This window comes from Mucilaginibacter phenanthrenivorans (genome assembly GCF_024721155.1).
Taxonomy (GTDB): domain Bacteria; phylum Bacteroidota; class Bacteroidia; order Sphingobacteriales; family Sphingobacteriaceae; genus Mucilaginibacter; species Mucilaginibacter phenanthrenivorans.
Genome location: NZ_JAHVAP010000003.1, coordinates 538,386 through 564,403, shown reverse-complemented (window position 1 = coordinate 564,403; position 26,018 = coordinate 538,386). Strand labels below are relative to the sequence as shown.

The window sequence follows — 26,018 nt, the reverse complement described above, 5'->3', positions numbered from 1 at the left end:
CGCCATTTTGAATTAATGCTAAAATAATGACCGGGGTGCAACAAATGTGCCCCGGTTAATTTTTAACTTTATTTCAGCTCATGAAACAATTATTGTTAACAGCTTTAGCCATTTTATTTACTGCCGGTGTAAATGCCCAGATTAACACACCGAGGGAGTTGCAATGCACGGAAGAGGCGTTCACCTTTAAAGCCAGTTTAAGCTCCGGCTGGCATTTCAGCAAGGTAATTATGGGGCATCCGGAGATGGTAACCAGCACCCCTGATTTTGTTCCTGTTAGCTCTTTGGAACTTAACGAAGTGCTGCAAAAAAAGCAACTACCGGAAACGATTCAAAAGCAGCTGAGTGAAATGCGCTTTAGGTATATGCTTAACCAAAGCACACAAAATAAGGTGCTGTTTCCGTACCCGTTTAATGTTAATGAACAGCAAAATTATCTATATCCTTATACCCTTACTTTCCAGCCGTCTTTTAACTACAAAGGCATAAAGCCCGCCGTTCCGGTTAATTGAAATAATCTAATTTGGTAGTGCCACAAACCAGCCTTCAAATAATAGCAATTAACGGCCAATTACTCCCTCATAATTACTAAATGACGTGAGTTCGACATAAAGCTGGTAGTAATAATTGATTATCAGCTACTGGTTTTTATACGGCCAAGCGCAATCAATTATTCGCTGGTAAAAAATGAATATATTGATAATGAGGATGTTTCATAGTGTTCCGGGTGTTCCATGTGTAAAAATGGAACGCTTTGCCGGCGTGTCTCGTCTTGAAAAAAGAATCCACAAAAAAATATTTTTTTACCCAACGTTTCGCAAACCTTATCCGAAGAGCTATTGTAGCACTCAAAATATTTAATTTTAACACCATCAATTTAAACGATTGTCACAATGAACCTGATCAAAAAACTGTTTTTATCGGCACTCTTTTTATGCCTTTTTTCTGTTTCGTATGCACAAATAGAAGTTGCTCACCTTTCGTCAAAAAACTTTTCCGCAACGGGTTTCGGCGGGTTTCTTAATTTTTCCATCCCGATTAGCCAGACTGACGCTGCTATTGTGGAGGGCGGCGTTTATGTTTTCAGCAGTGGTGGCTATCATGAGGCTGTCGCGCCGGTATTGGCAGGGTACAGGCATTTATTTTCGGCTTATGACGATTACGGGTTTTATGTAGAACCAGTGGTCGGCTATACCTTCGGCGGCACCGATATCCAGGCTTACAAAGGGGACACGCCACTTTATAAACCCAACGGCGACCAGTTGGATCAAAAAGTTTCAGGGCCTGATGCCGGGCTCGGCTTTGGCTACCTGTTCCAGGAATCGGGTCGCATCAGGTTCAATATTAGTTTGCGTTATGAGCATGCCTTTGTCACCGGCGGCGATCCGTCATTAAATATAATCGCACTTCGCATTTCACACAGCTTTTCATTCTGATTATTCAGCTATATTCATCAAATATATTTATTGCAGACGACGGATAACAGAGGCTTGCACATGGAATGAAGCTAACAAAAAGGCAAACGCAAAAATTAGTTAAGGCATGTACGCAGAATGACCGCAGCGCCCAGGAGGCGCTGTACAAGCTTTACTATGCTGATATGCTGCGGGTTTGCCTGAGTTACCTTGCCGATGAAGAACTTGCCCGGGAGGCGTTTAACACCGGGTTTTTAAAAGTATTCGAGTCTATTCAAAATTTTGATGGTGAAAAGGGCGAGCTGGGCGGCTGGATCCGAAGAATAATGATTTGTTCATCGATAGACTTGTATCGGGCGGAGTTGAAATTCGGCAGCTTAACGGTTAGTTTTCCCGAGCACGAAACGGAATTTATACCTCCGTCGGTCTTAGAAAAACTATACTTCGAGGATATCCTGCGACAGATCCGCACGCTGCCTCAATCCACGCAAACGGTGTTCAATTTGTCGGTGCTGGACGGATTTTCGCACAAAGAGATAAGCGAGCAGCTAAACATAAGCGAGGGCACCTCGCGTTGGCATTTGTCTGAGGCAAAAAAACAATTACGAGGGCTGTTGGATGGCACAACGTATGCCGACCGGCCAATGGAAAGGGGGGAAAGAAATTGAAAAGGATATTGAGGTACAGCGAGCTTTGGCAGAAAAAAAGACGCGAGCTGCCCGTTAAGGGCAACCCTGATATGGACTGGCTACAAATGAGCTCCATCCTGGACAAGCAAATGCCTGTACCTGGTATAATTAAAAAACCTTTCCGTTTCAAGATGCCGAAATGGGGACTTCACGTGTTTGTGGGCGTTTCATCAGTGGCAGCGGTATATGTTGGTAGTCAGTTATATTACCCGAAGAAACATCACGACCAGCTAATACTACACACCCGGCAAATGCATCAAGATTCTATTGTCCCGGCAGCGAACGATACATCACCGGCACAGGATACTGTCAAACCCTTAATCGGGATCAGTCCCGTAATTCACAGTGCCGATCCTTCGGTTATGAATCAAACAAAACTTAATAGTGACAGTACTCAAAAACGGGAAGAGAAGATAATTGATTCAATTAAAGCGCCGGCCGCCTTGAACATCCCTATACGTCTCGACAGCTCGATAGTCCCTATGAAGGCTACCCTGCAGAAAGCAGCTCGCGATTCGACGGGGGCTGTAAGTTCCGATAAAAAGGATATTCAAAAAGACACCTCAAAGACCGACAAAAAGTTATTGAAAAAGAAAAAGCGATCAAGGTTCAGCGTCTTTTTTTAGCACCTCGTCCAAACTCAAATAATGATTTCGTACCATTTTTTAAGTTTATTCATCAGATCTTCCAGTTTAACGGGCTTGCTGATATAATCGTTCATCCCGGCTGCAAAGCAACTTTCTTTATCATCCGTCATTACATTGGCAGTAAGGGCAATAATAACAGGTTGTTTTATAACAGTTTGACGAATGATTTTTGTGGCTTCCAGCCCGTCTATATCGGGCATTTGCATATCCATTAGTATTATCCCATAATCCTTTTGATTTGCTGCTTCAATAGCTTCCTGTCCATTTTTAACCAGGTCCGGCTGATATCCCAATTTATTCAAAATATGCATGATCACACGCTGATTCATCGGGTTATCTTCTGCTATTAGCATGGTGAACGGATAATTCCCGCCGAAATCAGCGGATAGCTTATTCCTGATAACTTTTTCTTCATTAACGGAGATTTGCCGGCGCAGTGCATTAAGGACCTGTTTGCTCAGGATATGTTGCTTAATCGGTTTTGACATGACGGAAATAAAGAGATGGCGCTGGTCGTTTTTAAATTCCACCTCAACGGAACTCAAAAGGATAATGGGAATAGACGGGTATTCTTCCTTGATGAGATCTGCGAGCATCATTCCATCCATGCCCGGCATTTGCATATCCGTAATTACAAGGTCTACTTCAATGTTTTTTGATAAGATTGTTAAAGCCTCCTGGCCGGAGTTTGCCGGGATTGACTGTAACTTCCAATGTTCAAATTGGCGGTTCAATATGGCAAGATTAGTTAAATTATCGTCGACAATCAGGATCCTGGCGCCTTCAATGTCTGCCATATTGTAGTATACATAGGGTTCCAATACTTTAGTTCCTGGCATGGTCATAACAGTAAACGAAAAGGTTGATCCTTTATCAGGTTTGCTTTTAACACTGATTCCGCCACCCATTAATGTGATCAGTTTTTCAGAGATTGCCAAGCCCAGCCCGGTACCCCCATATTTCCTCGTGGTCGATGAATCTACTTGTGAAAAAGCTTTAAAAAGGCGGTTTAATTTATCTTCGGGTATCCCAATACCTGTGTCCAACACGTCGAACCTCAATTCAATCTTGCCGTCAACGCTTATTTTTTGTAAGTATACGAATATGCAAATTTCTCCCCTTTCAGTAAATTTCATGGCATTGCCCACAAGGTTGATTAAAATCTGGCGAAGACGTAAGTGATCTCCAACAATCTGCAAGGGTACATTTTCCTTAATTTGATAAAATAATTCCAACCCTATTTGTGCCGCCCTGATGCTGAAGATATCAATTACATCCTCTAAGCAGTTGCGGAGATCAAAATCCTCGGTTTCAAGTTCAATGTTGCCTGATTCAATTTTAGAAAAATCCAAAACATCATTGATAACATTGATCAGCGTTTCGCCGCAAGTAGCAATTGTCCCGGTAAACATCCTTTGTTCATCTGTTAACTCAGTTTCATTCAACAAGGCGGCCATCCCAATAACGCCGTTCATCGGGGTGCGGATCTCATGGCTCATGGTAGCCAGGAATATACTCTTCGCCTGGTTAGCCTGATCCGCTTCCTGGCGGGCTTTTTCAAGGTCCTGGTTTGACTTTCTGAGTTGTTGGTTAGATTTTTCAAGGGCATCCCGTTCATGCTCAATAGAAAGTCTTACCTGCTCTTGAAGCTCAGTCATTTGCGTGGTCTGAAGGATCTGAATTTCGTTATATTTTTTTAGCTGATAGGCCCACAATCCGCAGATAAAAAATATCACTGCGGCCAGTAGAATATGAATAATAAAAGTCTGGATGGTAAAATAATCGAGTTGTGTGAAATAAACGTTGGAAAAGCCGATGTTTTGCAGATACCCTAAGGAGGCGTGATGGACAACCACAACCACCAGTAGTGGGATCTGTAGCTTCCATTTTTGGTAGGTAATGAGTATGGCACTGCCGATAAAGGCAAAAAAATGCATTTCAAACAGCCCATGCATCTGGTAAATAAACTGGGACATGAAAATACCTAATACAATACTTAATACATATTGATATAGGGAGGAATCGGGTAGGGCTATCTTTGCAGAATAGTAGGCCAGCAGTGAAAGGCCGCCTATTCCAAATGCAATCAGCCAGGTGTCATAAAAGAAGGCCAACGCCAGTCCAACTAAAAAATGGCCGATCAGGAAGTAGTTCATCAACCCATCCGATCTTTCTTTTATTTCATATTGAAAAGCGGTGGTTTGGTTGTCGAATGCTACGGGTTTAATACTCATAATGATAACGTTAGGTAAAGGTTATTAGTTGGTGCATTTTGGCAGGCGACAACCATATGCCCTTAACGCCAGTTGGTTAAACAATATTTTTTCATGATTATGAAGCAGCCCCTCCAGTGCTATTTTTGCATAGCTGGTTTTTTCATCCGTACAATAACGGCTGCTGTTATAATTTCCTCTATAATATAATTTATGGTCCTGGTCAAGCAAGACAGCCTGTGGCGTAGAATAAACCCCGCACGAGGCTGCAAGAGAAGCATCGAATAAAACAGGCAGATCTAAATCAAATTTATCCCGGATCTGACTGGCAGAGTAGAAATCATGGTTCATCACCACGATAACAAATTTTACCCGGTTGCCGTACCTTCTTACCAACGATTTGAAATTTGTAATATTAAACCGGGAACATGGACAATCCGGATTAAAGAAATGAAGAAACAGCGGTTTTGAGTGGTCAGATTCCAGCGAATCGTTTAATTTAATAAGTTTTCCCTGGCTTACTGGTTTGTAATTTTCAGGAACAGGGGTTGGCAAATGGTATACCCATTCGTTATACCAAAACAGGGTCCCCACAGCAAAAAGAAGAAGCAACAGCCAAATTGTTAGGAGCAATTTTTTCATTTTACCTGTACTTAAATTTTCTTACGTATTTCGCTGGGAAAAGGTTCGGACAAAAAAACTAAAAAAATAGAGGCTGCTACAGCGGAGGAAGCAAATCAATTTTGAGAACTTTTAGTTGCGGGTGTCAAAAGAATGAAAAATAGGCAGTGGCTTTATATTCAGCTACTTCAGGTAGCACTTGGCGGAAAGTATCCAAACTATTTTTTGTGCGGTCTGAAAAAGGATTGGGGAATATTTATGGTTAAAGCCATGGTCTTATTGTAACGCTTAAAACAACAACACTGCTGGATTCTTATCTTGTCAAACTTCATGGTTTGTCACAAATAAATGTTGACAATCTGAACAAAAAGGGGCTTTGATGTGCTGCCAGGATGCTGTTTGAGGCTCGTTTTAAACGTTACCCCTTGTAGATTCTCTTTTTATCAGGTTGGATTTTAAAATTATAGTTTCATTCGGCTCATACCACCGTTTATTAAATATTTTAAATAGTATGCCTGCCGCTTCCACGCCTATTTCAAAAGCGGGCTGGTTAATGGTAGTAAGCGATGGATTAAGCAACTCAGCGTGTGCAAGATTTGAGTAGCTGATGAGTTTTAAATCACGGGGTATATTTAATTTCAGTTCCTTACAGGCATAGTAACAGGGCATGGCAAGATCCTCAATAGACGATAATATACCATCGGGTTTTTGTTCAGCTATAAGATTTTTAATGAGCGCGTAGTTTTCATCACTGTTTGCACCACTTTCCATAATCAAATTCTTGTCGTCCGGAAAATTATTGTATTTTAAGGCGTCAAGATAACCCTGCAGTCGTTTATTGCCGGTTGATAAAGTATTGAGTGCTAGTAAGTAAGCTATTTTTTTGCAGCCGTTTTCAACAAGATGCTGCACTGCATTATAGGCACTTTCATAATCGTCGGTTGCAATTTTCATCCCTTCAATGTCATCATGCACCCTATCAAAAAAAACTACAGGTAATTGATCGCTTACTTTTTTAATGTGTTCTTTGTCAACAGTTTCACAGGCAAGAGATATTAAAATGCCATCAACGCGACCGCTTAAAAGGCGCATCAGAAAAGATGTTTCAATTTCGCTGCTTTCGTGCGTTTGGTAAATCAGCACATGATAATCCAGCTTACGCGCCACATCTTCAATGCCATTAATAGCAAGCGAAAAAAAGTTATTGGCTATTTCAGGTACTATTACAGCAATTGTTTTACTTTTTTGCCCCCGCAGGTTACTTGCGAATGGATTGGGTTCGTAGTTAAGTTTTTTGGCCATTTCAAGTACCCTGGCCTTGGTTTCACTGCTGATCTCGTGACTATCGCGGAGAGCTCTTGAAACAGTTGCCGCTGATAAATTCAGCTCACAGGCAAGCTTTTTTATATTGATTTCTCCCATTTTTTTAGGACGGTTTAATTGGTTTATTAGTGTGTAATATACTATTATTCCGTAAACGTTTACGTAAATAAATACTCCCGATTTGATAAAAGCAAGTTTTTATTTTTTCACTTTTAAACACTTAATAACTTAAATATCATACGAGAGCGAGTTTCAAATGATAGTTGTTTAACCTAAAAATGCATTGATAAAGCTTTTATTTGTGATTAATAATTGTAATAAACATTTATTAATTGTTTGTATAACATTTATTAATGACGCTTTTATGAAAATTAAATTAACCTGTAATAGCCACCAATTAAATTAACCAATATGATGACAATTAGACACAAATTATTTATTACAAGATATCTGGTTGGTATCTTGCTCATGTTATTGCTCTTTTGCTTTAGCAACGCCTGGGCGCAAACCGGCGTCGTTAAGGGAACCGTAAAGGACACAAAAGGGAACCCGTTACCGGGTGTAACGATACAGGTAAAGGGCACTAACAACTCAACGTCAACATCAGTTGACGGAAATTTTTCCATCAATGCGAATAAGGGAAGTGTACTACTGGTCCGTTTTCTCGGCTATCAACCTTTTGATGCAACGGTGGGTGATGCAGGCCACATTGACATAACGCTTAACGAAAGCCAAACAACACTTAACGATGTAGTAGTTGTAGGTTACGGCACCACTTCTAAGAAGGAACTAACAAGCGCCATTACAACGGTTAAAGCAGAAAATTTTAACGCGGGTGTTGTAGCCACACCAGCCGACCTGCTTGAAGGTAAGGTTGCGGGCCTTAACATTACCAATGACGGCAATCCTAATGGCCAGGCAACAGTTACGCTCAGGGGGCCATCAACATTACGCGCAGGTGCAGCGTCATCTCCGTTTTATGTTATTGACGGGGTTCCTGATGCTGATATTAACCTCATTGCGCCGTCGGATATTCTTTCAATGGATGTTTTAAAAGATGCTTCGGCATCGGCTATTTATGGTAGCAGGGCCACCAACGGCGTTATTATTGTTACCACAAAGAAAGCCAAAGCAGGCCAGTTAAGAATGACCTATGATGCCTATGCAGGAATAGAAAAGATAGCCAAACAGTTCCAGGTGGCCAGCGCAGCGCAGCTAAAAACCTTTTTGGCGGCTAACGGGCAGAGCTTAACCCCTGCCAATAACAATGGAACTACCGATTGGGAAAAAGAAATTGAACGAAACCAGGGCTTTTCTCAAAATCATAATTTATCATTTGGAGGCGGTACCGATAAGAGTGTATTTGGTGGAAGCATCAATTATCTGGAAAACCAGGGTATTGTTAAAACCAGCGGATTGAGCAGGTTTATCGGGCGGCTTAACTTATCGCAAAAGGCGTTAAATAATAAATTAAAGCTTGATTTTTCCTTAAGCAATTCAATAACCAGCCAGGATCTTTTTGTAAACGATATCCCTTTATATAGTGCAAATGGCGCTAATCCTAATGTATTCAGGTCTGCAATACAGGCGCTTCCTACGCGCGCTGTATATAATGCTGATGGTTCTTTTTATAACGATCCAACCTTAGTATTGGGCTATAATCCTTTAGGCTTGCTTGAAACCAACACCTACAAACAAAAAGTTAATCTTTTACTGGCCAACGCCAAGGCCGAATTGCAATTGCCATTTGGTTTACTATATAACTTGAATTTTGCCTACCAGGACAGGAATACAACCGGCAACACTTATCTTAACTCACAATCTGAACTGGCCCAAAACCTTGGAGGTGTAGCTACCCGTTCGCAAGATGAGGATACTAAAAAGTTGTTTGAAAACTACCTGAGTTATGCGCATAACTGGAATAACAAACACGATTTTAAAATCTTGTTCGGTTATTCGTTCGATCAGACAGAAACCGGCAACGGATTTCAATCAAGTAATGAAAACTTTATTTCCGATGCAACAAGCTATCATAACCTTGCCTTAGGTACGGCCCCGGCAGGTTATGTTCCTAACTATGGCGGTTATTTGGACGAAACGCTTCGCTTAATTTCATTCTATTCGCGCTTAAACTATAGCTATGAAGGCAAATACATATTCCAGGCCTCCATTCGCCGCGATGGTTCAAATGCATTTGGAACGAACAACCGGTGGGGTTATTTCCCGGCAGTATCAGGCGCCTGGAGAATTATTGATGAGTCATTCATGAAATCGCAAAACCTGTTTGATGATCTTAAACTTCGCATAGGTTATGGCAAAACGGGTAATTCCCTTGGGTTTGATGCTTATACACCATTAACCCAATATGGCACTACCGGCTCATTTTATTACAATGGTAATTGGATAGGTGCTATTGGCCCTACCCAAAACCCCAATCCAAACCTGAAATGGGAAACTACAGCAACCCTCAACTTAGGGATTGATTTTACCTTGCTGAAGGGCAGGTTAGGTGGTACGGTTGACGTGTACAATAAAAAAACAACCAATATGATCTATTCTATACCTGTTTCAACGGTTACCTATTTAGTAAATAGTTTAACTGCAAATGTTGGCAGCATGAGTAACAAAGGGGTTGAAATAAGCTTGAACGGCACCCCGGTGAAGGGAAGTGATTTCACATGGGAGAGCTACGGAAATATTTCCTTTAACAAGAACAAAATAACGTCGCTGGGTAACAATCTTTCTCAAATTTTTGCCGGGGATCCTGAAGGACCGGGTCAAAGCGGGATCAAAGTTTCAATCATCAAGGCAGGTTATCCGCTTGGCGAGTTTTACACCCTTAAATACTTAGGGATGACTAACGGGGTATCTACCTATTTAGGTGCCAATGGCCAGCCTACAACCAACCCTGCCAGTACCGACCAAACCTATGCAGGTAACGCACAGCCAACCTACACATTTGGCTGGGGAAATACTGTTACGTATAAAAAATTTAGCTTTAACTTCTTCTTCCGCGGCCAGGGAGGGAATAAAATAATGGATGCTTCGCTGGCAGATTTTAATACGCCGTATTCGGCCACAACGCATAATGTGCCGTTAATAACTTTAAGTGAGCCCGTTACTGATGTAAATGCAAACAAGTACTCTACCCGATACCTTGAAAGCGGCGCATTTATCAGGTTAAGTAATGCAACACTATCTTACAGAATAAAGGTACCCGGCAATTATATACATGGCTTACGCATTTATGCTACCGGAACAAACTTGTTTATTATTACCAAATACAAAGGTGTTGACCCTGAATTGAATTTGACCCTTAATAACCAGGCAAGCGGGCAGTTTATTGGAGTTGATGCCAATAACTATTATCCAAAAACACGGACATTCCTGGCCGGCCTACAAGTAGATTTATAATTAACCCTCAAAATCAATAAGATGAAACGTTTTAAACTATATATAATTTTGAGCTTTATAGCTCTAAGTACGGGCGCAGTTTACCTGTCGGGCTGTACAAAGCTTGATGTAAAGCCTGTTTCCACACTTACACCGGCTAATTTTCCAACCACTCCGGCGCAATTTGTGGCCGCTACCGGCCCTATTTATACGGCGTTTGCAAGTGGCGGCTCAGGCAGGCAATGGTGGTTGGTTGAAAATTTAAGTACCGATATGGAGGTTTTAGTTGCACGTGGCGGAAACTGGTTTGATGGCGGGAGTTATTCTACCCTAAACCTTCATACCTATACTGCTGACAATGGCAATCTTGAGTCGCTCTGGTATTGGGGGTTCTCAACCATTAGCAGCTGCAACCAGGTTTTATCGCTATTTAATTCAGTGCCAGCCAGTACCAGTAAAAGCCAAACAGTTGCCGAGATAAAAACTATGCGTGCGCTTTGTTATTATTTTATGATGGATAATTTTGGAAACGTTCCAATTTCAACAACGTTTGGAGATACTACCAATTTGGGTACACAATCAAGGGCTAAGGTTTTTGCATTTATTGAAAGTGAGTTGCTGGCCCAGATCCCAAATCTTAGCAGTACAGTGGGGGTTTCAACCTACGGCAGACCTACTAAGTACCTGGCTTATGCTATTTTGGCTAAAATGTATCTTAATGCTGCTTCCTATACAGGTACAGCCAGGTACCAGGATTGTGTTACCATGTGTGATAATATTATACAAGGTGGCCAGTATGATTTAGATGCTGATTATTTGGGCGAGTTTAAGCCAAGCAACGGGCCGCAAATAAAGGATTTTATTTTTGCTATTCCCTTTGATGGTGTACATGCTGCATATATGTATTATGCCCGCTGGACCTTACACCCGGCTTTGCAAAAAAAATACAGCATGCCTTACGCGCCTGACGGACCGGTTTATACCTATCCTTCATATTATGCTTATTTCAATGATCCGAACGATATCCGTAAGGGGCAATACCTAACCGGGAAGCAATATTACAATGATGGAACCCCTATTACTATAACAACTACAAATATCGGGCTTGATGCGAGTTACAGCGGGCCAAGTCCAAATGCCACTGTGGTACACCAATTGGAATTTACGCCAAATATTGTGTGGAAAAACAATGCAACATTTGATATTGGCAATGATGAGCTTGCCAATGAGGAAGGTTACCGGAATAATAAATTCTACCCGGATAGCCTTGCACCTACCCGCGCCCAGGGTAATGATGTGCCGCTTTTCAGGTATGCAGATGTGCTGTTAGAAAAAGGCGAAGCAATATTAAGAGGAGCGAGTGTTACCAATGGCCAAACAGCATTGTCATTAGTAAACCAGGTTCGTGCCAGGGCAAAAGCCACCGCCTTTGCATCGGTAACTTTAACAACCCTGCTGGAAGAACGCGCAAGAGAACTTGCCGATGAGGGCTGGCGCAGGAATGATTTGATAAGGTACGGGATGTATGAAAACGCATGGGGCATAAAAACCGATGCTGATCCTAATAAACGGATCTTCCCTATCCCAACCCCAGAGTTACAGTTAAACAGTAAGCTGGTACAAAATCCGGGGTATTAATAAAAATGGCGTTTGATTGATTGTTTGAGATAATGCAGAATGTGGGCTCCGGCCCATATTCTGTATATTCTTAACTGATATTTAATAACTTAGTATCCGATCATATCGATACACCTGTTTTACGCTGCCTGCTCATGAAAAAAAATAACCTGCTTCATTGCTTAAAATTCGTTATCGCGTTTTTGCTTGTTGTTGCTTTAAATAATAGCACCGTATTTGCGCAGGTTAATATTCCCGCATCTTATGCCCTTATAAAAAGGGTAATTCCGCAACGGGCTTCTGCATTTGTGGTTGAACAGTTGCCTGTTAAGGATAAAGACGCTTTTGAAATAGAAAGCCGTAATGGCAAGATCATTCTCAGAGGAACGAACGGTGTTTCAGTTGCTTCAGCCTTATATGATTACCTTACCAACTATGCACATTGCCAGCTAACCTGGAATGGGGTTAATTTGAATTTGCCTGTGAAATTGCCTCTGGTTAAAACCCGTGTGCATAAAAACACACCCTACCAGTACCGCTATTATCTTAATTATTGCACCTTTAATTACAGCATGAGCTGGTGGGACTGGGAAAGATGGCAAAAAGAGATTGACTGGATGGCGCTGCATGGCATCAATATGCCGCTGGCGTTAACCGGCCAGGAATATACCTGGTATGAGGTTTACAAAAACATAGGCTTTTCTGATACCGATCTGAATGAGTTCTTCTGCGGTCCTGCTTATTTCTCCTGGTTTTGGATGGGCAACCTTGATGGCTGGGGTGGCCCGCTACCGCTAAGCTGGATGCAGAGTCACCGCGATTTGCAGCAAAAAATAGTGCGGCGCGAACGCGACCTGGGCATGAAACCCATTTTACAATCCTTCACAGGGCATGTGCCGCCATCATTTCGGGAACATTTCCCGGCATCAAAGCTTAAAAAGGTTAACTGGACCAACGGGTTTGCCGATACCTATGTACTGGATACTGAAGACCCGCTTTTTGCCGAAATTGGCCGCAAGTTTATTGAAACACAAACCCGGCTTTATGGAACAGATCATTTATATTCTGCTGATACCTTTAATGAGAACGAACCGCCAACCAACGACACAACTTATCTTTCGGCGTTAAGTTCACGGGTGTACCAGGGCATGAGCAATGCCGACCCAAAAGCAACCTGGGTAATGCAGGGATGGTTGTTTTATAATGATAGAAAGTTTTGGAAGGCCCCCCAGATTAAAGCCTTGCTGGACGCTGTACCCAACGAGCATATGATAATTCTGGACCTGGCCGCCGAAATTGAACCGGTTTGGAAACGTACCGATGCTTTTTACGGCAAACCCTGGATCTGGAATATGCTGCACAACTTTGGCGGCAACATTGTGCTTTTTGGCCGTATGAATGAAGTGGCCAATGGCCCGGCAGCAGCGTTGAACGATCCAAAATCAAAACAGCTGGAGGGTATAGGTCTTACCATGGAAGCCATTGAACAAAACCCGGTACTTTATGAGCTCATGACCGCTAATACCTGGCGGGATAAACCCATCAACCTTGATGAATGGATAAAAAAATACCAGTTAAACCGTTATGGCCATATTAATAAATACACTGAACAAGCCTGGAAGGTACTACGCAATACCGTTTACAGCGGGGGAAAGATCATACGGGATGGTTCGGAATCTATTATCACTGGGAGGCCAACGCTTGATTCAAATACCGCATGGACACGCACAACATTTAATTACAAACCCAAGGAGTTTTTGCCCGCGTGGGATGCGATGATGAAAGCTATTCCAACCTGCAGCAATAGTGACGGCTTTAGGTACGATTTGGTTGACATAACCCGGCAGGTGCTTGCCAACTATGCTTTGCCAATGCAAAGCAAGTGGGTAAATGCTTATCGCCAAAAAGATATAGCCGGGTTTAAGAAATACAGCCGAGAATACCTGCAGCTTATTGGTGACATGGATGCGCTGTTAGTAACCCGTAAGGATTTTTTATTGGGGCCATGGCTGGCTGATGCCCGTAACCAAGGCACTACAAAGGCCGAAAAAGATCTGTATGAACGCAATGCCCGCGACCTGGTCACCCTTTGGGGCGATGCCAATAGTCCGTTGCATGAGTACTCGTGCAGGCAGTGGAGTGGTTTGCTCAATGATTTTTATAAAACCCGTTGGGAGAAGTTTTTCGCCTTGCTGGATGACGCGCTACAACAGGGCAAGGAGGCTGACATAAAAGGCTTTGATAAATCGATCAGCCAATGGGAATGGCAGTGGGTAAACAGCCATAAAAGTTACCCATTGCAAGCAAGTGGCAGCAGCGTAAGCCAGGCCAATGCTATTTATAATAAATATCGTGAACGGATAGCTGCGGCTTATAAATAATGAATGCCCAAAAAATGACAACTCCATCACCTATACAACCAATAAAACGCCTGGTCTCTCTTGATGCGCTTCGTGGGTTTGATATGTTCTGGATCATGAGCGGCGAGCAGATCATCCATACGCTGGCAAAGGTTACCCAATGGCCCGTGCTTTTATGGTTTTCGGGCCAGCTGCACCATACGGTATGGAATGGCATCACTTTTTACGATATGATCTTTCCATTGTTCCTGTTCATCGCCGGTGTATCAATGCCTTATTCCATGAGCAATAAAATTGCTAAAGCGGATGTTCAATCTGCCAACCAGCTTTCTGCAAAAACTAAGCGGGGTATTTACCTTTCCATGTTGCGGCGCACATTGATACTTATACTGCTGGGTATGGTGGTAAACGGCGCGCTTAAATTTAACGGGTATGAAAACACACGTTTTGCCAGCGTATTGGGGCGTATAGGTTTGGCCTGGTTTTTTGCGGGCCTCATCTATCTCAACTTTAACTTACGCGGGCAAATACTTTGGCTTGCCGGGATCCTGATTGGTTACTGGGCTGCCATGTTGTTTATCCCCGTGCCCGGATACGGAGCCGGTGTATTAACTATGCAGGGTTCGCTGGAATCGTATATTGACAGGCTGTTGCTGCCCGGCAGGCTGCATGATAAAATACATGATCCCGAGGGGGTACTTTCAACAATCCCGGCAATAGGCACTGCGTTGCTTGGCGTATTTACGGGGAGCTTTTTAAAATTGGATTCGCCCCGCTGGTCCATGCTCAAAAAAGGGCTGTTAATTTTCGGGGCAGGTATCGTGTTAATTGGATTGGGCTGGCTATGGAATCCGGAGTTTCCCATTAATAAACGTTTATGGTCAAGCTCGTTTGTGTTATATGTGGGCGGCTGGAGCATGGTCTTTTTGTCGGTGTTTTACCTGGTAATCGATGTAGCGGGGTTTAAAAAATGGGCTATTCCTTTTTTATGGATAGGAACCAATTCTATCTTGATCTACCTCTGTTCAGAAGGCCTGGTTGATTTTGGTCATACCGCTGGCTATCTGTTCGACGGGCTTGTTCACCTTACCCCGGTGGCATGGCAAGCAGTGTGGACAGCCGTAAGTGTAACCCTGGTGCAACTCCTGTTCTTATACCTCCTGTATAGCAATAAGTTATTTTTAAAAGTTTAATCAATTATATCACCTGTTAGATGAAATACTTTTTCAAAATATTCTTCGCCGTTTTGTTACCCGGTTTTACCAGTATAACCGTATCGGCACAAATAAAAACCTATAATATTAAACATTATGGGGCTATAGCGGATGTTAAAATTAACAATACAGCAGCTATTCAAAAGGCTATTGATGAAGCATCGGCCAATGGAGGCGGCCGGGTTTTAGTTCCTGCCGGGAAGTTTGTTACCGGGGTTATCAACCTCAAATCAAACGTCGAACTGCATATAGACAAAAACGCATTTTTGCTGGGCAGCGCCATTCGGGCCGATTATGGCGAAGGCAAGGCGTCTCCGCTCATTGTATCAAATAATCAGCGGCATATTGCCATAACCGGGCAGGGAACTATTGACGGACAGGGGCTGGATCTGTTAAAAGATATTTACCGCCGATTAAACGCGGGTACCTTAGCAGATACTGAATGGCGCAAGCCCAATCCCTGGCACCAGATGCGGCCAACGGAGGATAATCGCCCTAAGCTTATTGAATTTAAAGGCTGCGATGATATAAATATTAAAGACATAACCATTAAAAACGGATTATGCTGGATTCAGAATTACAAAAACTGTTCAAACCTGGTGATTGACAGTATAAAGGTGGAAAGTGTTACCTATTGGAATAACGACGGAATTGATATTGTTGATTGTAAAAATGTAAAGCTAACCAATAGTTTTTTTAATGCTGCTGATGACGGGATTTGCCTGAAGTCGGAAGACCGGGATGGCGCCTGCGAAAATATTTACGTTGCCAACTGCAGGGTACGCTCAAGCGCGAGCGCAGTAAAATTCGGTACTGCTTCACACGGCGCATTTAAAAAGATCACGATCAGGAACATCAGCGTTTATGATACTTACCGCTCGGCCATAGCAATTGAAACGGTTGACGGCGCAACACTTGAAGATATTGACATTCGCGATATTACCGCCACCAATACTGGTAATGCGCTTGTGATTAGGCTGGGCCATCGTAACCAGAAGGTGCCAGCAGGGATTTTGCGCAGGGTATATATTGGCAATGTAAAAGTTGATGTGCCGGCCGGTAAACCCGATGCGGGTTACACAATGGAGGGCCCGCTTGTAACCATTCCGCATAATGTTTTCCCCTCATCTATTACAGGCATTCCCGGCAGCCGGGTGGAAGATGTAACCCTTGAAAATATCACCATTAATTATGCGGGCGGAGCAAAAAAAGAACGGGCATATTTCGGTATAGATACGCTTGAAAAAGTACCCGAAAGAATACCTAATTACCCTGAATTCTCCATGTTTGGCGAGTTACCTGCATGGGGCTTTTACATCAGGCATGCTGATGGTATTATGATTAAGAACATGGTGCTGACCTGTAAAGGAACTGATTATCGCCCGGCTTTTATTGCCGATGATGTAAAAGGACTCAGCCTAACTGGATTAAGCATCCCGCAGGTAAAAAGGACGCCGGTAATATTGCTCAATAAGGTAAGCGGCCTGGTCTTAAAAAACATCAGGATCCCCGGTAACGCCGAAAAAAATATAAAGGCGCAATAGCCTCCACCGGTTTACCATTGTTACGTAAACGATTACGTAAATAAAAGACGACGATCAATCATATATCGGCTTAAATTTTATCAACTTTAAATTATCCGGTTAAACCTGTTGTAAATGAACCATCGTTCAGGATACAGCTATACAGTTTTCTTTATTTATCCTGGCAGTAGTATAAGGGTTCCTGGAAAAGTAACAATGCTAACCAAAAAAGTATTTATCAAACAATTAAAAAAGTTATGACAAAACTACCTAAAGATGAAATGTCGCCTTTAAACAGTCTTGAAGATTGGGACGAGGATGTACTTAAAAGATATCCGGAGGCCGGGCAGCCAGCCAAGGAAAAGGACGAATTCAGAAACTATGACAGCCCGGAGATAGACGGTGTGCGCGAGTTTTACAGGCTTAATCATAAATATCAAACTTATGATAATGTTTTAGCCAAAAAAGCTAACTTTTTGAAGTTTGATAAGATGGAAATGCCGTGGTGGTCAGCAATGGAATACCTTAACACACTGATAGATGATTCGGACCCCGATCTGCAGCTTGACCAGCTGCAACACCTGCTGCAAACGGCCGAAGCCATACGTGCGGACGGGCATCCGGACTGGTTTGTGCTTACCGGTTTTATACACGACCTGGGTAAAGTGCTTTGCCTGTTTGGCGAGCCGCAATGGAATGTTGTGGGCGATTCATACCCGGTAGGGTGCAAGTTTTCGGACAAAATAGTTTATCCTGAATTTTTTGCGGATAATCCTGATATAAATGATGAACGCTACAATACCAAATATGGTGTTTACTCGCATCACTGCGGAATGGACAACGTGAATTTATCATGGGGGCATGACGAGTACATGTATCATTTAACAAAGGATTACCTGCCTGAACCAGCCCTGTACATGATTCGCTATCACTCGTTTTATTCGCAGCACCGCGAGCATGCTTATGATCATTTGCTGAACGCGCATGACCACGAAATGTTTAAATGGGTGGATAAATTTAACCCGTATGACCTGTATTCAAAAAGCCCGGTAACGCCGGTGGTTTCTGAGTTAAAGCCTTATTATGAGGATCTGATTGCCAAATACCTTCCGGCAACTGTTAAATTATAGATTTTATTCCATGCTGCTTAGCTAACTAAACAGCATGGAATACTGTTGCCACATAAAAATCAAGATTAATCTTCACTCCGACTAGTAAGGATGTTAAATGCACGTGTATTTTTATTAATACTATTATCTACGATATGCGCAGGCGCATTTGCACAGGAGCCGAACCTTGTTAAACATGTTAATCCCTTATCCGGAACGGCAAGCAGTACTACACCATCCGCTCTAAAACTAGGCTCGGCGCAGGAAAACTTTGCCAATACAATACCATCGGTGTGCACCCCGTTTGCCATGACGCAATGGACACCACAGACGCAGGCATCCGAATCAAAATGTACGCCGCCGTATTATTATAAAGATGATTTTTTTAGCGGGTTTAGGGGCTCACATTGGATAAGTGGTTCATGCATGCAGGATTATGGCAGCTTAACCATAATGCCGGCAACAGGCAGTTTGAAAACCGTAAATTATGCTGCAAAATTCGATCATAAGGATGAGCAATCAACACCCTATGTTTATCACCTTAAACTTTTTTCATACAAAATACATGCTGCTGTTACCGCCACACCACGTTGCGGCATGATGGAATTTACTGCTGATGCAGCGGATAGCCTCTACCTTTTAATTACCCCAAATAGCGATTACGGAGAAGGCTATATTAAAATTGATGCTAAAAGGGGAGAGATCTATGGCTATAACCCCGTACATCGCATTTACCAGGGCTGGGGGAAATCTGCAGGTTTTAACGGTTATTTTGTTGTTAAAGTAAGCAGGGCGCTGGCCGCTAGAGGCACATTTGCCGGCGATAAAATTTTTATAAAAGACAGTATCAGTGCGCAGAAAAACATAGGCGCGTTTATAGGCTTTAAAATGCAGAAAGGCGAAAAACTGCATGTAAAGGTGGGTACTTCCTTTAGCAGCCTTGAAGGTGCACGCCGAAACCTTGATGCTGAGCTGCCGGGATGGGATTTTGATAATACCGTGGCCAAATGCAGGCAAACGTGGCAGCAGGCTTTAAAGCAGATCGCGGTAGTTGCCACTAACCAAACTGATAAGCGTATTTTTTATACAGCATTTTATCATGCTATGCAGCAGCCTCGTTTATATAATGATGTTGACGGTGTTTACCCCCGGTTTGCAAGTAATTACCGGTTAGAAAAGATTACTAAGGGGAATTATTATGACGATTTTTCGTTATGGGATATTTACCGGGCGCAGGTGTCGCTTTTTGAAATACTCCGTCCCCGGTTGGTTAATGATCTTGTTCAATCGTTGATATTAAAGGGAAAGCAGGGTGGCTGGCTGCCAATTTTCCCATGCTGGAATAACTACACATCCGAAATGATAGGCGATCATACAACATCTATCATTACATCAGCATATTTAAAGGGCATCAGCAACACCGATGTTCATGAAGCTTACCGTTTAATGCGGCAGAACGCATTCGATTTACCGGAAAAACAGCAGGATTATAAAGATGGTAAAGGCAGGCGGGCATTAACATCGTATATTAAATATGGCTACATACCATTGGAAGACAGCGTGAAGGATGCCTTTCATAAAATGGAGCAGGTAAGCCGGACCATGGAATATGCTTATGATGATTATGCGTTGTCGCAATTATCGAAAAAATTAGGGTTTGATGCGGATTACAGGTCATTGATAAAAAGGGCGGGTAACTACAAAAATGTATTTGATCCAGCCGCGGGTTTTGTAAAGGGACGAATGCAAAATGGCGATTGGACTAAGGTTTTCGATCCGGATGTGAGGCAAACTTATATCACCGAGGGAACGCCCAGGCAGTATACTTTTTATGTTCCGCAAGATGTACCCGGCCTTGCCCGGTTAATGGGCGGACGCAAAATACTCGAAGCCGCGCTTGACAGTATTTTTATTAAAAATGAGTATTGGCACGGTAATGAGCCCGGACACCAAATACCATTTATGTACAACTATACCGGCAATTGTTGGAAAACACAAAAACAGGTAAGAGCAATTTTGGCTACTGAATACAGTGATGGCCCCGGAGGACTTGGGGGTAATGACGATGCAGGGCAAATGTCGGCCTGGTATATGTTTGCTGCAATGGGGTTCTATCCGCTCAATCCAATATCCGGCGAATATTTGTTATGCTCACCTATATTTAAACAGGTATCAATTAATTTACAGGGAGGCAAAACCTTACTGATCCGGACTCATAAAAAATCAAAGAGCGCCATATACATCAACGCCGTTAAATGGAACGGGCATGTTTACACCAAAAATTACATTAATTATGAAAGCCTTATAAAAGGCGGCAAGCTCGACATATACTTACAGGATGCACCAAACAAAAACTGGGCTTCAAAAACTGAAGACCAGCCAAAGGGGTTGTCGTTTAACTTAGACCACTAATAGGGCAGCATTCTGCTGCAAAATAAAAAAGCCGGTCTACTTTCGTAAAGTGGCTTCTTAGCCCGTAAGGTTCGCCCATTTAATTCAAGTGCCTGTACTCGCTTGGAGATTTTCCCGTCTTTGATTTAAAGATCTTTGTAAAGTGCGAAGGGTGTTCGAAACCAAGCCCATATGCAATTTCACTAATAGAATTATTCGTGCCCCACAACAACGATTTGGCTTTGTCTACCAGTTCCAGGTGGATATGCTCCTGCGTGGTTTTACCGGTAAATTTATTTAAAAGGTCGGACAAGTAATTAGGCGACAAGTTGAGCTGCGATGCAAAATATTTAACATTCGGCAGGCCTGTTTCAATCAGGGTGTCTTGTGAAAAATAATCTTTTAATATTTTTTCAAACTGTTGCACCACATCTGAGTTTACTTTTGCCCGGGTGTAAAATTGCCGGTCGTAAAAACGATTGCAGTAATTTAACAACAGTTCAATGTTGCTGACGATGAGGCCTTGCGAGTGCTTGTCAATATTTTGCGAATACTCCTTTTCAATCTTTGTTATACAATCTTTAATGATCAGTTTCTCGTCCTCCGAAATATGCAGCGCCTCATTAGCCTCATAATTAAAAAAGGTATACTGGTGCATCTTCCTGCCCAGATCAGTACCATGGATCAGGTCGGGATGAATGAACAGCGCCCAGCCTTCATCAACCGTAACATCCGGACCCGGCGCTAAGACCTGCCCGGGTGCGGTGAATAACAAGGAGCCTTCACTGAAGTCATAATATCCCTTACCATATTTCAACAGGCCCTCAAATTTTTTGCAGGAAATGGTATAAAAGCCAAAACGGTAAAAAGCATTATTCTCTTTAGGGCGCTTTGCATAAAAATCGGCATGGTCTATCACGCTTATCAGGGGGTGTTTCGGTGGCGCGTATTTTACCAGTTTGTGCAGGTCGCTGATAGATTGAAGATCGATGTATTTGTCCGGCATGTTTTTTAATTGTTATAAAGTTACCATAAAAAAATCCGGCTGCCCAAATCCGGGCAGCCGGATTTTTTTAGATGCCTGTTTGGGCAGCCATCATTTTTTTAAAATCCACATCATCCATTTGCTTTTTGGCTTCTATTAATTGTGCGGCGTCGTGTCCTACGGGATAACGTAATTTTTCAGTGCCATCTGTTGCTGCTTCATAAATGGCATCAGCTACCTCACCAATATTTTCAGACATCGGCCAATGCTCTAACATGCCCATGAATTTATTAAATGCGGGTTGATAATCAGCCAAACCATCAAGGCTGAAAAGCGTTAGCGAACGCCCTGCAAACTCGGTTTTATAGCCCCCGGGTTCAACTATTTTTAAGTTTATGCCGAGTGGATTTAGTTCATATTGCATAGATTCTGTCAAACCTTCAACCGCAAATTTAGTTGCATGATAGAGTGAAGAGAACGGAAAGGTAACCCTGCCACCAACCGAGGATACGTTGATGATAGTACCGGATTTTTGTTGCCGCATACCTGGCAATACGGCTTTTGTTACTGCTATCAACCCAAACAAATTCACGTCGAATTGCTGTTTAACTTGTTCTTCGGTCGCTGCTTCAAGTGCACCAAGCGCACCGTATCCCGCATTGTTTACCAATACGTCAATTTTGCCAAATTTTTCTATACCGGCTGCCACCGCGCTTTGTATGCTTAGCTTATCGGTTACATCCAATTTGCTGATAAAAACATTGCCAAGTGTAGATAGTTCTGTTTCTTTTTCGGGAGAACGCATGGTTGCGATCACGTTCCAGTTGTTGGTATGAAATAGTTTAACGGCTGCTTTTCCGAACCCGGATGAAGCACCCGTAATTAATACTGTCTTTTTCATTTGCTTTATATTTTTAATTTCTAAAGCAAAGTTCTGGTTAATGGTGCTGCCTGATTTATATGTTTCAACTGATTGCTTATACATTTCAGGGATAAAGGGTTATTGTGCTTGCAAACAAAAAAGGCCGCTCTACATTCGTAAAGCGGCTTAGTGGCTCAAATTTACAAAGCCTGAATTTTTTGAAAATGACCGGCAGTTGGCAACAGCAATTAACGATTATAGATGGACCACCTAATCAGGTTGAACGCCCGGGTTGTCCGGGAATGCACTTTCAATTGTCGCGTTACCCTTTTCTTATGAGCGTTCTTCATCACGATATTTAACTACGTATTTCACGACGCATAAAAAGGTAATAAGCAAGTGCAAAACACCCTAGGGTTGATGCCATCAAACCGCTTACTTGCGGCCATACGATCATGACACTTTCTTTAAACTGTAATGGCGCGGGTATGGCGCCTGCCATTTGCTCCATTGTTATGGGGCCAAGGCTGCGTACCGAAGGCATCAGCAGCGTGGTGACTGCATCTGAGTAAAGCTGGTTCGGGGCTATGCGTTGCAGATTCAAAATAAGATCATTATAACCTATAATTTCGGCTTGGGTAAGATAGGCCGGATCAGGTAAAAAGGACTTGATAATAAGGTTGATGATGATCGGGTAAAATATCGTAAAGAACAACCAGATTCCGATTGCCGTAAGCGCGGAAGTTGCCGTTTGCTTAAACAAAATGGATAGCATGATAGACAAGCTCAACCAAAAAGCGACATAGGCAATAGTGATCACAATAAATCCGAATATCCGGAGTAGTTCCTGCGGTTCCATGCGTACGCCGGTAAGGACTAATCCGCCGCCTATCATCAGCAAAGCCAATGCTAAAAACAAACCGCTCACGATCACCAGGGCGCTTACAAATTTGGCCAGCAACAGATTATCACGGTAGATGGGCTGCGCCATCAGGCGAGTCAAGGTGCCGCTGTTCTGTTCGGAATTGACCGCGTCAAACCCTAAACTGATGCCCAGTAAAGGCGCCAGAAAACTCAGGAATACATGAAATGGTGGGATGGAGTTGTCGGTGGTTGTTAACAGTTTCAGGTATAAAAATAAATGATCGGGGTCTTTTGTATTACCTATTGCCGATTTGATGTTTGCCAGCGACACGTACATGGCGGCGATAAAAGTAAGAACAATGAGCGCAATCAGTATGCTGAAACGCCAGCTGCGTATATGATCCGCTATTTCCTTGTGAACCATGACGCTGAAAGGCCCCGGGTCAGGAGATTGACTTTTCATAGTTTGTGTTTTTTGTAATGTCGGATTCAAAATATTTTTGATAGATATCGTCCAGGCCGTAATTTTTTTGATTGACGCTAATGACGTCATAGTCTTTTTTAACCAGGAAGCGAACCAGTGCCGCCGTCATATTACGGCTACAGGTAAATTCCAGTTCGTTGTTGTTAATACTAATTTCGGTGATGGCCTCCCATGCCTGGAGTTCCGGCTCCAACGGCCAGGGCTGTGAAATGGGCTGTGCTACCGCGATGGAAGTAATATGGCTGTTGGCGCCAAATAACTGACCGGACAGCTCACCGATGCCTCCCTGCGCGAGCAATTTGCCATTCACAAAGATCCCGACACGATCGCACACTTGCTGGACATGGTGTAAATGGTGCGATGAAAGTAAAACAGTGAGCCCTTGTTGCCGGCTCAACTGCTTGATGAGCGCCAAAAAGTCTCTCACCCCGGTAGGGTCGATGCCGAGTGTTGGCTCATCGAGGATAATGACATCTGGATTTTTGATCAGCACGTCGGCCAGGCCCAGCCGCTGTTTCATGCCGCGGGAGAAGGTCGAAGTTCTTTTGTGTTGATCTGCGGTCAGCCCTACTATTTCCAGCACCTCTGCCGAACGTTTTTGCAGCTCAATTTCAGGTACACTGTTCAGCCTGCCGATATACAACAGGTTTTCCAGCGCGGTCATATTGTCGTAAAAACCAACGCTGTCGGGCATATAGCCCACTTTCCTTTTCACCTGGATTGGGTTACTGGTAGCATTATGCCCGCAAACAAGGGCGGTGCAGCTTGTCGGATCAGTAAGCCCGAGCATCATTAATATGGTGGTGGTTTTGCCCGCCCCGTTTGGCCCCAGCAATCCGAAGATCTCGCCCTGATAAATATCAAGGTTCAACTCATCGACCGCTTTAACGGAACCATAGTGTTTGGTTAAACCCTTTAGCTGTATGATGGGATCTTTCATTTGTAAAAACTGGAATGGATACTTTATCTTCTGCCATATTTACGAATGAGGTAATAGACGATGCCAATGGCCAGCAAAATGACCAGGACGCCGATCCAGCCGGAAAGCAAGGACGTTTTGACTGCCAGCCGGAAAGCGATCTGCGAGTTACTGTTACTATTCGTTGCCGTAAAATTGGCGGCATAATCACCGGCGATGGTTTTCTCCGGAACTTTTACAGTTGCTTTGACGTCAATTGTTTTCCCTGCTTCCAGTTGCTTGATATTGGCCGGCTCAAAAGAAGATTCCCAGCCGGTAGGCAATTGTGCGGTAACCTGCAGGTCATTCAATGGCAGCGTGCCAGTGTTCTTGATAACCAGCTGCAGTTCCTTTTGACTGCCGGAAGTTACTTCGTCACTCAATCTTCCTGTAGGCGTAGTTAGCGTAATGCTATACGAGCCTTTGACCACAGCCTCCAGGTTCAGCGATAAGGTATCCGAGTTGGATATGGCCTTTACAGGAATTGTGTATTTTTTCGGTGTGGCAGTGATCGTGGAATTGATTTCGATAGCAATATCCTGTGTTTTGCCGGCATCCATATTGATGGAGGTGACCTGGCTGCCGTCCACTTTGTAGGCGATCATCCAGCCAACCGGCAGGTCGGCCTTCAATTCGTAGATGCGTGCACTGGCTGAACCATTATGCAGGGTGGTACTGTAACGAAATACCTCATTGGTGGCCGCCTCGATGTTCATCAGTTTGGCAGTGAAGCCTGATTTGCCGGCCGGCCAGGTGACCGGTTGCTGCTGTGCCTGCGATACGAAGGCGGATGTCAGAAATAAGAAAAGAAATGTGAAGCCGCGTGCTGCGCTCAAACGGGGGATAATGAATTTGGGTAACATGATCTAACAACTAAAATAATTAATGATAGCTTTCAAAAAATGCTTTTTTCGATAATTGGTTTAATGTTTAAAATTGACTGTTCAAAGAAAAAAAGCTGTCAAAAAATTTCCAATAGCTTTAACATTTTTTAACAAATTTGAACGCGGGATCTGTATTGCAAATGGACATTTTGTTCTTTGAGGGTTATCAATATAATAATGGGTAGACTGCGACTTGTTTACTATGTAAAGCAGATATTCAAAATTGCAAAGTGTTGGTAGGAGAAGCGACCCGAACCAAAATGAGTATTCAATTTGATTTACACATAGGTGGAAAAATGACCGAAAGCCTCGCGGTCGGAAGTTTACAAATCGGACGGCTATGCCAGTAAATTATTGAAGGCTCCTAAGACGCCCTACTTTCGTAAAGCGGCTTAGGAGCCTTAAGTGGCAGCTTCCCGAATTTTTTTCTCCGGGATTTGAAACGGTTAGTGAATTTTTGAGGGTT

20 protein-coding genes are annotated in these 26,018 nt (G+C 43.0%); 12 read left to right on the top strand and 8 right to left on the bottom strand.

What is annotated here, in order from left to right:
- Nucleotides 1-80: 80 nt before the first annotated feature.
- The 4 genes from KXD93_RS08935 to KXD93_RS08920 all read left to right on the top strand — a co-directional run bounded on the left by KXD93_RS08935 (nucleotide 81) and on the right by KXD93_RS08920 (nucleotide 2,730).
- On the top strand, nucleotides 81-512 hold the full coding sequence (locus tag KXD93_RS08935) for a hypothetical protein (RefSeq protein WP_258136682.1): 432 nt from the start codon (nucleotides 81-83) through the stop codon (nucleotides 510-512).
- Between the two features lie 381 nt (nucleotides 513-893).
- On the top strand, nucleotides 894-1,436 hold the full coding sequence (locus KXD93_RS08930; RefSeq protein ID WP_258136681.1) for a hypothetical protein: 543 nt from the start codon (nucleotides 894-896) through the stop codon (nucleotides 1,434-1,436).
- 65 nt (nucleotides 1,437-1,501) lie between these two features.
- Nucleotides 1,502-2,083 (top strand): RNA polymerase sigma factor, encoded by a 582-nt coding sequence (locus tag KXD93_RS08925; RefSeq protein WP_258136680.1) that lies wholly within the window; start codon nucleotides 1,502-1,504, stop codon nucleotides 2,081-2,083.
- Entirely contained in the window at nucleotides 2,080-2,730 is a 651-nt protein-coding gene (locus tag KXD93_RS08920; protein WP_258136679.1) for a hypothetical protein, read from the top strand. The genes KXD93_RS08925 and KXD93_RS08920 overlap by 4 nt, the downstream gene beginning before the upstream one ends.
- Nucleotides 2,731-2,744: 14 nt before the next feature.
- Here the strand turns inward: KXD93_RS08920 and KXD93_RS08915 are convergent, their stop codons facing one another.
- Both KXD93_RS08915 and KXD93_RS08910 read right to left on the bottom strand, forming a co-directional pair.
- Nucleotides 2,745-4,985 carry a response regulator gene (locus tag KXD93_RS08915; RefSeq protein WP_258136678.1) on the bottom strand — a complete coding sequence of 747 codons (2,241 nt, stop codon included), beginning with the start codon at nucleotides 4,983-4,985 and terminating at the stop codon, nucleotides 2,745-2,747.
- Nucleotides 4,986-5,009: 24 nt separating this feature from the next.
- Nucleotides 5,010-5,606 carry a DUF6436 domain-containing protein gene (locus KXD93_RS08910; RefSeq protein WP_258136677.1) on the bottom strand — a complete coding sequence of 199 codons (597 nt, stop codon included), beginning with the start codon at nucleotides 5,604-5,606 and terminating at the stop codon, nucleotides 5,010-5,012.
- A 132-nt stretch (nucleotides 5,607-5,738) separates the two neighbouring features.
- Here KXD93_RS08910 and KXD93_RS08905 point away from each other — a divergent pair, with 132 nt between their 5' ends.
- On the top strand, nucleotides 5,739-5,870 hold the full coding sequence (locus KXD93_RS08905; protein WP_258136676.1) for a hypothetical protein: 132 nt from the start codon (nucleotides 5,739-5,741) through the stop codon (nucleotides 5,868-5,870).
- Between the two features lie 126 nt (nucleotides 5,871-5,996).
- On the opposite strand, the gene KXD93_RS08900 is transcribed toward KXD93_RS08905, so the two are convergent.
- Nucleotides 5,997-7,007, bottom strand: coding sequence for a LacI family DNA-binding transcriptional regulator (locus KXD93_RS08900; protein WP_258136675.1), 1,011 nt, complete (start codon nucleotides 7,005-7,007; stop codon nucleotides 5,997-5,999).
- 369 nt (nucleotides 7,008-7,376) lie between these two features.
- Between KXD93_RS08900 and KXD93_RS08895 the strand changes: the two genes are divergently transcribed.
- The 7 genes from KXD93_RS08895 (at nucleotide 7,377) to KXD93_RS08865 (ending at nucleotide 20,536) form a co-directional block, all read left to right on the top strand.
- Entirely contained in the window at nucleotides 7,377-10,322 is a 2,946-nt protein-coding gene (locus tag KXD93_RS08895; protein ID WP_258136674.1) for a SusC/RagA family TonB-linked outer membrane protein, read from the top strand.
- Between the two features lie 21 nt (nucleotides 10,323-10,343).
- Nucleotides 10,344-11,939: a RagB/SusD family nutrient uptake outer membrane protein gene (locus tag KXD93_RS08890; protein ID WP_258136673.1), complete on the top strand. Its 1,596-nt coding sequence runs from the start codon at nucleotides 10,344-10,346 to the stop codon at nucleotides 11,937-11,939.
- 134 nt (nucleotides 11,940-12,073) lie between these two features.
- The gene (locus KXD93_RS08885) at nucleotides 12,074-14,299 is read left to right on the top strand and encodes an alpha-N-acetylglucosaminidase (RefSeq protein WP_258136672.1); all 2,226 of its coding nucleotides are present in this window, start codon (nucleotides 12,074-12,076) and stop codon (nucleotides 14,297-14,299) included.
- A gap of 14 nt (nucleotides 14,300-14,313) precedes the next feature.
- The gene (locus KXD93_RS08880) at nucleotides 14,314-15,471 is read left to right on the top strand and encodes an acyltransferase family protein (RefSeq protein ID WP_258136671.1); all 1,158 of its coding nucleotides are present in this window, start codon (nucleotides 14,314-14,316) and stop codon (nucleotides 15,469-15,471) included.
- A gap of 20 nt (nucleotides 15,472-15,491) precedes the next feature.
- A complete protein-coding gene (locus KXD93_RS08875) occupies nucleotides 15,492-17,036 on the top strand; it encodes a glycoside hydrolase family 28 protein (protein ID WP_258136670.1) in 1,545 nt (514 codons plus the stop codon).
- Nucleotides 17,037-17,272: 236 nt separating this feature from the next.
- Complete coding sequence (locus tag KXD93_RS08870) at nucleotides 17,273-18,145, top strand: inositol oxygenase family protein (protein WP_258136669.1); 873 nt, start codon at nucleotides 17,273-17,275, stop codon at nucleotides 18,143-18,145.
- A gap of 90 nt (nucleotides 18,146-18,235) precedes the next feature.
- Nucleotides 18,236-20,536: a GH92 family glycosyl hydrolase gene (locus KXD93_RS08865; RefSeq protein WP_258136668.1), complete on the top strand. Its 2,301-nt coding sequence runs from the start codon at nucleotides 18,236-18,238 to the stop codon at nucleotides 20,534-20,536.
- Between the two features lie 79 nt (nucleotides 20,537-20,615).
- On the opposite strand, the gene KXD93_RS08860 is transcribed toward KXD93_RS08865, so the two are convergent.
- From KXD93_RS08860 to KXD93_RS08840, 5 genes are all read right to left on the bottom strand, one after another.
- Nucleotides 20,616-21,521: a helix-turn-helix domain-containing protein gene (locus KXD93_RS08860; RefSeq protein ID WP_258136667.1), complete on the bottom strand. Its 906-nt coding sequence runs from the start codon at nucleotides 21,519-21,521 to the stop codon at nucleotides 20,616-20,618.
- Nucleotides 21,522-21,588: 67 nt separating this feature from the next.
- Entirely contained in the window at nucleotides 21,589-22,485 is an 897-nt protein-coding gene (locus KXD93_RS08855) for an SDR family oxidoreductase (protein ID WP_258136666.1), read from the bottom strand.
- Between the two features lie 235 nt (nucleotides 22,486-22,720).
- Nucleotides 22,721-23,689 (bottom strand): ABC transporter permease, encoded by a 969-nt coding sequence (locus tag KXD93_RS08850; protein ID WP_258136665.1) that lies wholly within the window; start codon nucleotides 23,687-23,689, stop codon nucleotides 22,721-22,723.
- Entirely contained in the window at nucleotides 23,670-24,650 is a 981-nt protein-coding gene (locus KXD93_RS08845; RefSeq protein WP_258136664.1) for an ABC transporter ATP-binding protein, read from the bottom strand. The genes KXD93_RS08850 and KXD93_RS08845 overlap by 20 nt, the downstream gene beginning before the upstream one ends.
- A gap of 23 nt (nucleotides 24,651-24,673) precedes the next feature.
- Nucleotides 24,674-25,531, bottom strand: coding sequence for a COG1470 family protein (locus tag KXD93_RS08840; RefSeq protein WP_258136663.1), 858 nt, complete (start codon nucleotides 25,529-25,531; stop codon nucleotides 24,674-24,676).
- Nucleotides 25,532-26,018 lie beyond the last annotated feature (487 nt).

Coding starts and splice junctions, on each gene's coding strand:
- KXD93_RS08895 (WP_258136674.1), top strand. CDS start 7,377: ATGTTATTGCTCTTTTGCTTTAGCAACGCCTGGGCGCAAACCGGCGTC.
- KXD93_RS08845 (WP_258136664.1), bottom strand. CDS start 24,650: ATGAAAGATCCCATCATACAGCTAAAGGGTTTAACCAAACACTATGGT.
- KXD93_RS08880 (WP_258136671.1), top strand. CDS start 14,314: ATGACAACTCCATCACCTATACAACCAATAAAACGCCTGGTCTCTCTT.
- KXD93_RS08905 (WP_258136676.1), top strand. CDS start 5,739: ATGAAAAATAGGCAGTGGCTTTATATTCAGCTACTTCAGGTAGCACTT.
- KXD93_RS08840 (WP_258136663.1), bottom strand. CDS start 25,531: ATGTTACCCAAATTCATTATCCCCCGTTTGAGCGCAGCACGCGGCTTC.
- KXD93_RS08865 (WP_258136668.1), top strand. CDS start 18,236: ATGTTAAATGCACGTGTATTTTTATTAATACTATTATCTACGATATGC.
- KXD93_RS08885 (WP_258136672.1), top strand. CDS start 12,074: ATGAAAAAAAATAACCTGCTTCATTGCTTAAAATTCGTTATCGCGTTT.
- KXD93_RS08900 (WP_258136675.1), bottom strand. CDS start 7,007: ATGGGAGAAATCAATATAAAAAAGCTTGCCTGTGAGCTGAATTTATCA.
- KXD93_RS08855 (WP_258136666.1), bottom strand. CDS start 22,485: ATGTATAAGCAATCAGTTGAAACATATAAATCAGGCAGCACCATTAAC.
- KXD93_RS08930 (WP_258136681.1), top strand. CDS start 894: ATGAACCTGATCAAAAAACTGTTTTTATCGGCACTCTTTTTATGCCTT.
- KXD93_RS08935 (WP_258136682.1), top strand. CDS start 81: ATGAAACAATTATTGTTAACAGCTTTAGCCATTTTATTTACTGCCGGT.
- KXD93_RS08860 (WP_258136667.1), bottom strand. CDS start 21,521: ATGCCGGACAAATACATCGATCTTCAATCTATCAGCGACCTGCACAAA.
- KXD93_RS08870 (WP_258136669.1), top strand. CDS start 17,273: ATGACAAAACTACCTAAAGATGAAATGTCGCCTTTAAACAGTCTTGAA.
- KXD93_RS08915 (WP_258136678.1), bottom strand. CDS start 4,985: ATGAGTATTAAACCCGTAGCATTCGACAACCAAACCACCGCTTTTCAA.
- KXD93_RS08910 (WP_258136677.1), bottom strand. CDS start 5,606: ATGAAAAAATTGCTCCTAACAATTTGGCTGTTGCTTCTTCTTTTTGCT.
- KXD93_RS08890 (WP_258136673.1), top strand. CDS start 10,344: ATGAAACGTTTTAAACTATATATAATTTTGAGCTTTATAGCTCTAAGT.
- KXD93_RS08925 (WP_258136680.1), top strand. CDS start 1,502: ATGAAGCTAACAAAAAGGCAAACGCAAAAATTAGTTAAGGCATGTACG.
- KXD93_RS08850 (WP_258136665.1), bottom strand. CDS start 23,689: ATGAAAAGTCAATCTCCTGACCCGGGGCCTTTCAGCGTCATGGTTCAC.
- KXD93_RS08875 (WP_258136670.1), top strand. CDS start 15,492: ATGAAATACTTTTTCAAAATATTCTTCGCCGTTTTGTTACCCGGTTTT.